Source organism: Legionella lytica (genome assembly GCF_023921225.1).
In the GTDB taxonomy this organism is placed as follows: domain Bacteria; phylum Pseudomonadota; class Gammaproteobacteria; order Legionellales; family Legionellaceae; genus Legionella; species Legionella lytica.
This window is the reverse complement of sequence record NZ_CP071528.1, coordinates 360,536-373,394: the sequence shown is the minus strand read 5'-3', so window position 1 is coordinate 373,394 and position 12,859 is coordinate 360,536. Positions and strand designations below refer to the sequence as shown.

Below are 12,859 nucleotides of genomic sequence, written 5' to 3'. Positions count from 1 at the left end.
ACCCTCTCCATAAGTTAAATTGTGAACCCATACATTACCTAAAATTACAGAAAAAAGCAACCAATACTCAATACTGTATTGGGTATTTTATAGAGAATAAATTTCAAAGCTCAAAATGCCTATAGTTCATGTAAAATCAGGGGTATAAGAGATAAAAATAAATCTTTGACATTTTTCGTATTGAGTATTGACATCAAGGATAACGATCACGTATAAATGGATCATTATTTAACGCGTACTGTAAAAGAAGGGCAGGGTAGAAACAACCTAGTATCCATTCAGAGGGGCTATGCTTGAATCTAGGTAGAAAGCTAGATTTAAGCTAAGAACGGAAAAGTCGATGAGTAAACGCTGCGTACATTAGTATATGGCCTTTTCGTCGACTTTTTCGTTCAACCTGTGCCAAGTGTAGTTTCCCTCATACATATGAATAACAGTTACGCAAACAATATGTCTCTATATGAGTAACTAAACGGAAATGAAATGAGAAAATAAATGAAATAATAAAAAGAATGGTTATGAAGAGCGGCAACTCCTCATAACCTCAAAACATTTAACAACGAACATAGCTAAATGTCCTAAAATGAGGGAACTGGTAATTCCTTCATTTTTTTGGGATCTGTACGCATTTATTTTAGCTCTGTTCCCTAAAAAACACAATAGGATAAGGATATTATCTATGGGGAATCTTTGCTCAATTTTTCACCTAAGATTTAAGAAACTTGTTACAATTATTAAATCCTCACGTAAAGCGCAACTTATTGATTACATTCTTTTAGGTTGGCAAAGCAGCACTTACAAATTAAAAGGCTCTGAGCAAAAATGGTTTATGAAACCCTACACTCAAATTGTAGCCGACACAGGTATTCCTTTAAGTACTCTAGAACGTTACATTAGAGAATTGAATGATGAAGGCTTTATAACTCGACGCCAAGCGCTTTACAGCAGAACAAAAGAGCATGGTGTGTTCGAGGTCAAGAAAGGCACCTACATATGCATCACAGATAAGCTATTAAGCTTACTAGCACTAGGAGAACACGTAGATAATTTGCCAGAACAACCAACATCAAATCAGGAAACAAAGTGTTTAAAATCAACCCTAAATGAGGGGTCCGAATCCCTCAATATGAGGGAATTATATATAAGTGATCTTTATAAAAAATCTTTAAATAATGTTATTTTTAAAAAAAGAACAACTCATGTGGATAAAAATGAAAATCAACGGTTAGTACAGCAATTTAACGGTGTACAACAGTTCTTATTTTCAGAAATAAAAGAAGAAATTCCTGATGAAGTGAAAAAAATGGTTTCTGGTACCTTTTTTAATCTTACATTTGAACATCAAAAAATATTTTCATGTCCCAAGCAACTGATAGCAGAATATTTATATGCCCTACTCAACGTAGATTTTTACATGCCTAATACCCATTGTTTCAAATATCGCAACAATATTTTGTCTAAATTGGTACGAACAAATACTTGGCGAACACCAAAAGGGTTTTATAAACATTTTTATTTAGGCCAAAGTTTTGATGAAGAGCAAAAAGTACGTGCTGAACAATGGCAACAGAAAAAAGAAGCAGAAATGAAGCCAAGAAAGGAATGTATAAAGTATCAAAATGAATGCTTAGTACAAATTGAAGAGACACTATATGAAAAAGGAACCTTAATTAACGAACTGACAGAAGAGATCTATCGACAATCTGATGAGGAAGTCATAATACAAATTAGAGAGAAAATTCAAACTCTAAGAAAAGATCTAGAATCCTTATGGGCGCAACAAGCTGCTTTAGAACAACAAATACAATATGAGGAACAGTTGTGTGCTTAAACACGAAATAAGGAATAAAATTTATTAGCCTGATTGGTCATTTAACGCAGTCTAGTAGTGAACAGTGGTTTTGCTTCTGTATTTGGCTATCCTGCAATAAAGTTACCCTATATTAATCGAGTTGGAAGGCTTTCTTTTATTTAAATTAAGAAGAGGGGAGGGGGGCTAAGGATTAATTTAATCAGAAAGAATAGTTAATTAGAGTCTTTTGAAAAAAGACGGAGCAGGAGTCAATTAAAGCTTCTGAACAGCAGGAAATCGTCCGCCAGCTGATGTGGAAACAAATGGTTAACAGGCCAAGACTCTACTTTAGGGAAGTTGATGCCGCTATTCAGCGTGTTTTCGCGGTGTATCTGTATCTCTAATGAAGAATATCCTCAATAATGCTGTGCTATAATTGACCAGTAAAAGGAGATAAAGTCTATTGGTAAAACCACTTTATCGCAACGATGAGAGGTGCAGATGGATACTATTGCCGTTATTCTCAATAATAAAGCTCGCAATCACAGTGCAGCGTCACCCTATTTGCAAGGTTTGCATGATGCCGAAATTGCATATCACCTTTATGATAAAGCTCCTGAAGAATTATCAGAAACTATAAAAGAATGTATAAAAACGTATAAGATTATTCTGGTTGGTGGAGGAGATGGAACGATACGGACTGCCGCTCATCATTGTGCCCATACCCCCATAATTTTGGGAGTACTTCCTTTAGGAACTTTAAATCACTTTGCTAAAGAAATGGGGCTACCTATGAGTGTAAATGAGTTCGTTACCTGCCTAAAAGAGCAACAAACGAGCACAATTGACGTAGCTAAGGTAAATGATTTCATCTTTATTAATAATTCATCCATTGGTTTTTATCCCAAATTTGCGGACAAACGAGATCAATACAGTAAATATTATAATAAATGGTTGAGTTATATTCCTGGTTTTTTGGGGAGTATCAAAAAGCATAAGTCATTTAATCTCATCATAAAAAGTAAAAATCGGCAGCTTTCTTTACACACTTCTTTTTTGATGGTGAGTAACAATGTTTATACTTATGAGTTTCCGATAGCAATTAAAAGAGACAGCTTTCAAAAAGCATTATTAGGAATTTATTATTTTAAACAGGGAAAAATTCGCATTTTTAAATTAATAAAGCGTTTATTTAGTAACAAAAACCTTTTAGAAATAAGCCACTCAACACATCCTATTGAAGTGCATTTTCCAGACGAGAAAAACGTTACTATCTCCTTAGATGGTGAAACTGTTCAAGTAAAAACCCCGTTATATTACGAAATATTGCCGGGTTCGTTAACATTATTAATGAGTCCATTATGCGAATAGCTCATATTTCTGACTTGCATTTTGGTATGCATAATCCTGATATTATCGAGCCTTTTATTGATGATTGTGCTTTGTTGAAACCGGAACTTTTGATTATATCAGGAGATCTAACCCAAAGGGGAAAGGCGGAGCAATTTCGGCAATTATCGGAGTTTCTAGGGAGTATAACGATTCCCCAACTGATAGTTCCAGGCAATCATGATATTCCTATGCATAATCCTTTTATGCGTTTTTGTGATCCGTTTAAACAGTTTAAAATGTATATTTCCACTGATTTGGAGGTGAGTTATGAGAGTGATGAAGTTAATATACTAGGTATTAACAGTGTGACACCGTATAAACTTAAAGATGGGGCATTAAGCATTAAGAGCTTAACGCGAATTAAAAATCATTTTTCCGCTCACTCTACGCAATTAAATATTCTGTTTTTTCATCATAACCTTAAATATTTTTCTGGAATGCACCATCCCTTAAATAATGCGGCAGAGTTTTTGGAGTATTTAAAAGACAGTCCCATTCATCTAGTTTGCACAGGGCATTTGCATTACTCTAATTTAAAATTAATTCCTAAAAGGCAAGGTTCTCCATGCGCATTACTGCATGCTGGCTCTTTGTGTTGCCAACGTACTAAAGATGAAAATAATAGTTTTTACTTTATCGACATCGAGCGCTTGTACTGTTCTATTACCCGGCGTATCTACGTAAACAATGCCTTTTCATCTGCAGAACAGTACTCTTTAGATTTTGGGGCTTCGACAATTTAAAAGAGTCTCATCAGCTAATCACAGGATCCTGGAGGTTATAGGAAATTCAAAAGGCCAACGGATTGATTTTGTACAGAAAAATGGTCTTGGTTTATCGATGGTTGTGGTGTAGCCTCGGTCTTTGCAACTGAAGTGAACTTGCTTTTCATGAGTGCACGATGGATTGGAACAGTGATAGTGCGCATGGCCTCGCATGTAATGACGGCAGCTTAAGATTTTATTGATGCTGTAGTCGACGCTCTCTCTGATTCCTCCATGCTCTGAGTAAATTGACGGTAGCGATACCAGTTCTCATCTTTCAGTAGAAGCTTTTTCAGGGTGAGGTGCATACAAAAAACAGAGTAAAATATATAGCCTTAGTTTAACACGAAACACGACAAGTCGCCGCCTACGGCGCCTTGAACTCTAAAATGAGAAATATCTTACATGCAAATAAGCTACTTTGCTGCTGGCTTATTCAAATAGCTTTTCTATAATGAAATCGTTTGGCGCAGCGTCAGTTGACAGGACGTCAGCCTTAAGGCCTTTATTGGCCTTAAGGTGTATTGTCGCTGTGCACAAGCACGACAAAAAAACAGGGTAACTCATCCTTTTTATTTAGCCCGCTATATAGCAATGCTCTATGTTGATTTTTTGATTCCTATCAATGGTAACGCCAAAAGTGCAAAATGTTTCACGAGGCTCGCCGTTAGCTAATTTATTTTCGAATATTATATGACTGTTATCTACGTCTAATTTGAGTAGATAATCAGCTTCTACCCGAATTAAAGATAATGGATGTGACTGCTTATGCGAGTAAGGTTGCTGACAGGATTTATAAAAAACATATGCTTAAGTGAGAAAATTACGATGTACACTTTTGATAATGATGGCGCTATCTTGAAACGAACAGCTAAAGAAGTCAATTTTGGTCGATTTTTGGATAGTGTTAATTTCTAAATAAGAAAAAGCTTGTTTACAAAATTCCTTATATTTTTCAGAACTACCGTTACAGTCTGACATTAGATATGCAGAAAAACTATAATAAAATAATGGATTTATCAGGCTGTGTTGCAAAAAAAATCGATGGACTAAGTATAGACAATGGATTTTTTGTGCAACACAGCCGCCCGTATTATATAATGCAATTTGCAGTTGTATCATTACTTTCAACGGTTCTTTTAGGAATAAATTTCTTAAAGAACTGAAAAATATTAGTTGGTAAAGAGTTATTTCCTGCTGTGTTTGTTGAGGAGGAAAGCTTATTTTTCTCTTCTTTTTCTATAATAAGTTGCTTAATACAATTTGATTTAACTGACGCTGGGGCAAGGAATGACAAAATTGTAGCAACGTTATCTGCAGGCAAAGGCTCCGCGGCCTTATTTTTTCTTCCTTTTGTAGCAAAAGAAATCATGGGTGCTAAAGCTCTGGAAAAATTGGATTCTCCATTGTCTCTCCAATTAAAACGTTCCGGTTCCTTAACATGGTTTTGCAAGGTGTTAAAGAAATTATCCGTTGCTTGTATCTTCTTAAATAATTTATTTTTTTCAACGTTGATATTTTTTACATGAATAGGTATCGCACTTAAAATTTCAATCACTTCACTGTGTTTCTTTTTATAAAATTTGTTATCACCTAAAGAAATAGACGTAACATTCTTTGGAAAAATAGCAAAGGCCTTCTTTAACGTGGAGGTATCCATTTCCCCCAAGCCATTATTACTCAAATTAATAGAAGTTATGTGAGAAGGAATCGCTTCAAAAAGTCGTGACAAGTGCCGTGCTTTAATTAGATGAAGGTTATTAGAGCTAAAATTCAGTGTCGTAACTCCTTTGGGAAGAGAATGCATAAATCTGATTAATGAGTCAATGCCTCTTCCAGCAAGGAGCATCCCACTAAAATCAAGCATCTCTACCGTCTCAGGAATAGCAGCCAGGATTTTTTCCAATTCATTATCATTTTTAGTATCAAAACCAGGAGCTAGCCCAAAGTATTCATTTAATGTTTCTTGCTGCAAATTATTATAAAAATTATCTGCATATAAACTTAGCGAAGTTAGGTGTTTGGGAATATTCTTCATTAGAGCAATTAATAATGTTGTTTCTATTCGGCTCAGGCCATTTCGTTCTAAATTTAGAGTAGTTACATTAACAGAAATCGACTGGAAAATTTCGATGAATCTATCATTCGTGCTTTTTTCATGTAAATAATTTCCCCCAAGATTAAGGCATTTTAAATGATCTGATAACAGAGCTATCGCCTGAATTAATTTGTCGGTCGGTATTATATCTAGTCGGTTATCACTTAAGTTCAGCTCACTAATATTACCGAGATTACCTTGACCTTGATTCGTCTCAGAAATGAAAATTAATTCAAAATCAGTTTTTCTTAAATAAAGTTTGTTATCTCTTAAATCAAGAGCATGCAGCTTATCTCTATTCGCCAGTGTAGTCAAAATCGCTGACAGAGCAGTGGCACTTTTATGCCCCAGATTATTTCCATCCAAATGAATACGAGTGATATTCGTATGAAGCCCACTTAGAGCATGAATCAATTCATCTGTTTTCAATAGATTTAAATCATTGTAACTCAATTTCACTGAGCTAACCCAGCCAGGAATAGCCTTCAAAATGCCCCTTACTTCCGCCGCATTTCGAGTGCCGAATTGAAGAAAACTTAAATCGAGAGCAACAATATAGTCCGGTATCGCCTGGAAAATTTCTATTATTTGCGAAACGCTTTTATTCTTAAGGGCGCTAGAAAAATTAAGCTTGGTGTAACCCAACGGGGTATTTTGCACATTGTGGACTAACTTACTTTGTTTTGCGCTTTTTATATAATACGTCATCTTATGTTCCCTGTTGATTTCCTTTTAAGGACTTGAGGCGTAAATTATACATAAAGAATTTTTTTTATCCATATCGTGGCAGAGATAATGGCTTTAAATTAAAGTGATAATAGATGGATCGGGTTGTTAGGTTGATGATCTCATTACGTTGATCACAAATAGATTTAAAACAAGGCCTGCTTCATGTGGTTCGTAAAAAATTGGAATCCCAGCCAGCCACACTTTTTTGGGTCCAGAGATTAGAGCTCTGCGTCAATTACAACGCGATTATCCAGAAACAGATTATGTTTTTATGACGGAGCGCAAAGCGCCCATTACTGGAGATACTTTCAGAAAAATTATCGCTAGAGCAGGGGACAAAGCGGAGCTTGGCTTGGCGATACATCCTTATATGCTTCGTCACTCAACAGGCTTAAAATTAGCTAATGACCGTCGGGACACTCGCAGTATTCAACATACCATAAGGTACACAGAAATTGCTTCTGTAAAATTTAAAGAATTTTGGGATGATTAATTAGTGCACGGAAATTTCGACGGCTAGCATTTATACCCCCTATTTCTGAAAAACTAGCGCCCAGTAATTTGAGGCACCAGAGGACTCCATAACAATCGTGCATTGGGGAAAATTAGCAACATATTCAGTTAACTCAGTTCGTTCAACCTTCTTTATCAGCACCATGAAGTTGAAAAATATTTTTAGCTATACCTAATACATTAATATTCATTATGAATCTCCCATCCAGTTTCAAACAGTCAATTTGAATACTAGGCTGGTTACTATTAAAGGCTGTGTTGCAAATAATTTTAAAAATGAAGAATCATGAATTTTGGGCGTAGCTCAACTGTATAAACCAAATTGCGCATTTATTAAGGAGCAATTTGGAATTTACAGCTGAGATCTATCCAAAAATTGCTTTTTTGGACAGTTTTTCTTTTTTGCAACGCAGCTCGAGCATCTCTTCTACTTAAAAATTCACGGAGCTTATCCCTATTCATAATTCACCTGATACTAATGAAAAAAGTGATTATCTATTAGTGAAATGGTTTTGCCAATCCTATATGTGCGGATTGCACTGATGTCTCAGGTTCTATTGGCTCGAACTTACAAGGCATCTCGAATTAAAATAGAGCTTTTCTGCATCGTTATCTCACGAGGTTTCATCGCAATGGATGCTTTAAGGGTATAATGTTTATTATTGATTACACTTAAGAGGCTATCAATGAACAAACAAGACTTTTCTTCTTAATAAAATGGTGTATTAGTCTTTTTCATATATATGATTACAGTTCTTAAATTGTTATGTAGCCCCATTGGGCATTAGTGTTGTTGTTAAACGCTTTATTTCGCAATACAGGTTGATTGAATCTAATTTGAGCAGTATAATTATGGCTCATTGTGATTCCAAATGGCGCGGCATGGTTTTAATGCGGGCCAAATATCGATGATTCAATAAAAATAGTTTTATTTTCGATATCCTTCTTGACGGTTCCACTTGCAAATTAATAACAAAGAGAGTTTTAACGTGACAGAAAGTAACAGCAATAATTCTGAATTACCTCATTCATCCAGCTCAGATAAACCAAATACTAAAAAACGTTTACAACCTGAGTCATCAATGGCCCCCAGTGCGCCCACGAAAAAAAATAAACAAGATACAACTCCGTATTCTAAACCTCCTTTAACTTTCGCAGGAGAAGTGTTTCTTTCTTTAAATAAAACCCAGTATTTTACACCAATTCCTTCTTTAAGCTTTCGCTCCTCCCAAAGTCAGCCACAAGAAACTAAAACCCCATCCATCGAGGAAAAGAGCAAAACTTCAATCGGGATTAGGAATGCAGCGAATGGCGACTCAATTTCTGTTTCCTCTGTAAGCTTTCATTCCTCCCAAACTCAACCACAAGAAACTAAAACTCCATTCCTCCCGGAAAATAGCAAAACTTCAATCGGGGTTAGGAATGCAGCGAATGGCGACTCAATTTCTGTTTCCTCTGTAAGCTTTCATTCCTCCCAAACTCAACCACAAGAAACTAAAACTCCATTCCTCCCGGAAAATAGCAAAACTTCAATCGGGGTTAGGAATGTAGCGAATGGCGACTCAACTTCTGTTTCCTCTGTAAGCTTTCGTTTCTCCCAAATTCAACCACAAGAAACTAAAACTCCATTCCACCCGGAAAAGAGCAAAACTTCAATCGGGGTTAGGAGTGCAGCGAATGGTGCCTTAACTTCTGTTTCCTCTTTAAGCTTTCGTCCTTCCAAAAGCCAGCCGCAAGAAACTAAAACTCCATCTATCCAGGAAAATAGTCAAGCTCCAATCTGGGTTTGGAATGCAGAGAATGGCGACTCAACTTCTGTCAAAACCCGTGCTCCGAAGGTGGTGAAAAAAACTACAGATTCTAACGAAAAGCATCTTGATCTTATAAATGTTCTAAATGAAATCGGCACAGAGGGGTTATTAAAAAAATTATCTAATGGTGCCAAAGGATACAATCTATCGAATTACAAAATTAAAGATGCAAAGAAAGATGAATTTATTTCAGCAATTCAAAAGATTCTAGATATAGATAAGGCTGATTTGGTTGAAAAAAATGAGGTATATATCTCCAGGGATACGATAGAAAAATATTTTAAAAAATTTGAAAAAAAGGTAAAACCTTTGTTAGTGCCGAAAGATGACGAGAGAGAACTATTGATATTAAAACTTTTCGTCCGTGCTTTTTCTATTCCCATAGTTGAGGCAATAAGAAAATATAACATTCCGCTAATTAATATGGATGACTATACTGGCGAAGCATATTCAGTTGCCGTGGCAAAACTTTTGAGTTACCACCAAGAGGTGCCCACAGAAAATAACTCATTTGCCTTACGTTTTAGCGGCAAGGGTGGAAGTACGATTTCCGATCGCTTTATTATTCATGAAATATCTAACACTCGGAAAAAAATGAATAAATCAAATCAGGAAACTTGGGATGACGATGTTCAATTGCATATGTCAATTTTTCCTGCACTTGATAAGTTTATCAAGGCAAAGGCTGATGCATTTGAAAATAAGCATATTAAACAACAAATTAATCGCAGATCCCCAGCCACTCATTTTAGACCTAAATCGGTAATTGATCTGTATAATTATTTGGTCCAAGAAAATATTATTAATGCAAATACAGCAATCAATTTTTTCGATTCATCTATAGGGTGGTTAGATAGATTAACGGCAGCTCTTCTTTGCAACAATGGGAAAGCATTTAAGGCCTATGTTGGTTTCGATCCCAATCCTAATGTGATTACTGCAGGAAATCAGCTTGTTGCGGATTTAAAACCAAAATATAACCCTGCTTTTAATGCTCAATTGTATCAGCAAGGAATCGAAACAGCGGATTCAAAAGAGATAGTCAAACGCAGTGGGGGGTATTTTTCATTTGCGTTTACTTCCCCACCATTTTTCGCTGCTCAAGAAAAATATGGTCTCAAGGGAGCTAATGAAAATGCCCAAGTTTGGAGGCTTTATAACACAAAGGATCAGTATAAGAGAGGTTTTTTAAAACCATTATTGGAAACAAACTTTAATATCCTTACTGCTGGTGGCGTTTTTGGATTACATTTCAAAGAAAAAGAGCTCTTGGCAGACGCATTAGAACTCATAAACAAAGACATCAATAATGCTAGCATGCACATGAAGGTGTGGCGTGAAGGAGTTTATTATCCTAAAGGAGGAGAAACAAAATCTTCTGAAATAATTTATTTATTCAGACGCCCCAATCGCATTGAAGAGATACCGACCCCTTTAATATCCGTGGAAGAGGAGAATGCTAATAAATCAACGTCTGTTTATTTTCATAGTGATGCAAGTCTTGAAGGTGAGCATGAGGATGATGGCGTGTTTTTTGAAGAGACTTTAAATCAAGGGGTAAATCAATCGGAGGCTCTTGTGCCGCAAGTTAGCGCATTCAGCTCAAGGATGGTATTTTTTTCTCCTTCCTCATTGAATCAGAATCCTGCCGATTCTATGCCAGCGCAGCTGCGACCTCGGACGACGCCACGCAACTAATATCGAAATGTATAAATACGGGGCTATGTTAGCCCCATTTTAATGATTTCGAGAGAAAAGGCTGGTGGGCTGAGGAATAGTCTTTCCCCCAATTATTCAGAGTCATTATAGACAAAATATTAATACCCTGAGGTATTGAAACTGTGTGGATTTTTAAACATAGGTCAATTGGGCCTCGGTAGCAATTTGTTCCTCTTCTCCATAAAAGCCATGGAATTTATCGCTCTGAGTAAGGTCACTAATGAGGGAGCGATAAACACAACCTCGGTAGAAACATAGACCTGTTAAAGGAATTACGCTGGGTAAAATGGGGCTGAGGTTTCTCCACTCCAAAATTCGCTTTAAAATCATTAATTGGCCAATCATCTGTAGTGTTAACGGATTCGGAATGAGTATATCCCGACAGGTTGCTCAATAGTGGATTCAGCTTGGATTATGAAGTTTTGAATGGCTTTAAATAATGGGGATTCAAGTGATAGATAATTATAAAAAAGATAATAAAAGGTATTACCAGTAAAATCTCAGCCATTTTTTCATGAGAGTAAAAATCTATAAAAATTTTATAAAATTAACTGTCTTAAGTCTAGGAGCGTTTTTCTCTTAATATTATCTTAATATTTGTCAAATATAATAGCAGAAATTCTTAAAATCAACCATTAGGTGCATGTATGACGATTAGAGTTCTTTCTTTTGATTTTGATGGCTGCCTTTTCCATAGAGGATATATAAATTCTGAAGATAAAGATGTTGTCAAAAGTAATGAGGCATTTTTAGAGGCAATTAAAAAGGAAAATGAAGAATTTACTACCGTTTACAGTTTAGTAGGTTCCAATAGACAATCCTATCAAATTGATATAGCTAATTCTTGGGGAAAGGGATCTTGTTTTCCTGCGATAAAAACAGTAAGTGATCATCTGGGTACAATACTAGATACATTTCTTCTTGCTGATATTTTCGGTAATTTGCCAATAGGAACCTCTTATAGCCAGGCAACAAGTAGCACAAAGCATGAGATTGAACATAGTGATTGGATGTTTGATGAGACTAAAACAACGCTTATTTATGCACAAATACATAAAATGGCTAATCAACATCCCAATGAGCCCATTATCCTGGATTTTTATGATGATCGCGGTAATGGAGCAAGAGCTTCCCATGATATTCTTGAACAATTAAGAGATTTTTATACCAAGCATCACGCTTTAATCCCTGTAAATGTGACCTTACGCTTAAATCACTATGCCGGAGGCAACGTTACATTGATGAATGAAATTAAGGGAACAGGATTTATTGATGAAAACTATCAACAAACTGTAAAAGATCTATCTCAGCAAGCAACTACAGATTATAACGATGGGCATTTTAATCCAATTCATGTGGCTACTTATGCAAAGCCTGAGGAACTCAAAAACCGAAAAGCTCGCTCTGTTAGTTCACTTCCTGAGGCGTTTCAAAATATTATTATTGAGAACCCTGTTCCTACTGTATCTGAGGAAGAGTCGTTAGCCCGAAGTAAATTTAATGAGATGTTGAAAGCAATTTCAGAGAAAGCTGAAGCATTAGCTCATACTGGAAATGATCTTTATAATGATGCACTGACGACGCAAAGTGACTCTTATCACAGTTACTTGAATGCTGCTTATGCTGCCCGTAAATTACATACTTCTCTTAATGATGCGGCGCAAACATACTTTCAGGATAATAATAAAGAAGCGTTTAAATCTGCGGCAGAAAATGCAATCAGGGAAGCAAAGGAATCTGAGCTTCAAAATCATCGCGGTTTCTTAAAACAGATTCTAAGTTATAGTAGCCTTGCTGTACTTGCGGTTCTGAGCATCGCGACGCTGGGTGCTGCTTATGTGGTTGCAGGATCTATTAATTATGCACTTAACGGTCAATTTTTCTTCTCTACAAAAATTAATACCGACTCCATTAATAAAGTTACTGAGTTGCAAGATTCGGTAGAAGAGTTAATCGGTTCTCCGTTAGCTATTTAGTCTATTTTTGCGAATAAAAAACCATGTCACTCGACATGGTTTTTTAGTTTTTTTTGCAAAAAAGA

General features: G+C 36.0%; 8 protein-coding genes and 1 pseudogene. 6 read left to right on the top strand and 3 right to left on the bottom strand.

Annotated features, from left to right (window positions below; all coding sequences use genetic code 11):
* Positions 1 to 679 precede the first annotated feature (679 nt).
* The 3 genes from J2N86_RS15445 to J2N86_RS15435 all read left to right on the top strand — a co-directional run bounded on the left by J2N86_RS15445 (position 680) and on the right by J2N86_RS15435 (position 3,927).
* The gene (locus tag J2N86_RS15445) at positions 680 to 1,831 is read left to right on the top strand and encodes a hypothetical protein (RefSeq protein WP_252582600.1); all 1,152 of its coding nucleotides are present in this window, start codon (positions 680 to 682) and stop codon (positions 1,829 to 1,831) included.
* 462 nt (positions 1,832 to 2,293) lie between these two features.
* Positions 2,294 to 3,163 (top strand): diacylglycerol/lipid kinase family protein, encoded by an 870-nt coding sequence (locus J2N86_RS15440; protein ID WP_252582599.1) that lies wholly within the window; start codon positions 2,294 to 2,296, stop codon positions 3,161 to 3,163.
* Entirely contained in the window at positions 3,154 to 3,927 is a 774-nt protein-coding gene (locus J2N86_RS15435) for a metallophosphoesterase family protein (RefSeq protein ID WP_252582598.1), read from the top strand. Before J2N86_RS15440 ends, J2N86_RS15435 begins: the two co-directional genes overlap by 10 nt.
* Positions 3,928 to 4,038: 111 nt before the next feature.
* Here J2N86_RS15435 and J2N86_RS16370 read toward each other — a convergent pair.
* Both J2N86_RS16370 and J2N86_RS15430 read right to left on the bottom strand, forming a co-directional pair.
* Positions 4,039 to 4,256: pseudogene (locus J2N86_RS16370) on the bottom strand (transposase zinc-binding domain-containing protein); the annotation flags it as partial.
* 785 nt (positions 4,257 to 5,041) lie between these two features.
* The gene (locus J2N86_RS15430; RefSeq protein ID WP_252582597.1) at positions 5,042 to 6,754 is read right to left on the bottom strand and encodes a hypothetical protein; all 1,713 of its coding nucleotides are present in this window, start codon (positions 6,752 to 6,754) and stop codon (positions 5,042 to 5,044) included.
* A 226-nt stretch (positions 6,755 to 6,980) separates the two neighbouring features.
* Here J2N86_RS15430 and J2N86_RS15425 point away from each other — a divergent pair, with 226 nt between their 5' ends.
* Together J2N86_RS15425 and J2N86_RS15420 are read left to right on the top strand one after the other, a co-directional pair.
* Positions 6,981 to 7,268 (top strand): tyrosine-type recombinase/integrase, encoded by a 288-nt coding sequence (locus tag J2N86_RS15425; protein WP_252582596.1) that lies wholly within the window; start codon positions 6,981 to 6,983, stop codon positions 7,266 to 7,268.
* 1,861 nt (positions 7,269 to 9,129) lie between these two features.
* Positions 9,130 to 10,797, top strand: coding sequence for a hypothetical protein (locus tag J2N86_RS15420; RefSeq protein ID WP_252582595.1), 1,668 nt, complete (start codon positions 9,130 to 9,132; stop codon positions 10,795 to 10,797).
* 153 nt (positions 10,798 to 10,950) lie between these two features.
* Here J2N86_RS15420 and J2N86_RS15415 read toward each other — a convergent pair whose 3' ends face one another.
* The gene (locus tag J2N86_RS15415) at positions 10,951 to 11,148 is read right to left on the bottom strand and encodes a hypothetical protein (RefSeq protein ID WP_252582594.1); all 198 of its coding nucleotides are present in this window, start codon (positions 11,146 to 11,148) and stop codon (positions 10,951 to 10,953) included.
* A gap of 317 nt (positions 11,149 to 11,465) precedes the next feature.
* Between J2N86_RS15415 and J2N86_RS15410 the strand changes: the two genes are divergently transcribed.
* Positions 11,466 to 12,794: a hypothetical protein gene (locus tag J2N86_RS15410; RefSeq protein WP_252582593.1), complete on the top strand. Its 1,329-nt coding sequence runs from the start codon at positions 11,466 to 11,468 to the stop codon at positions 12,792 to 12,794.
* Positions 12,795 to 12,859: the final 65 nt, after the last annotated feature.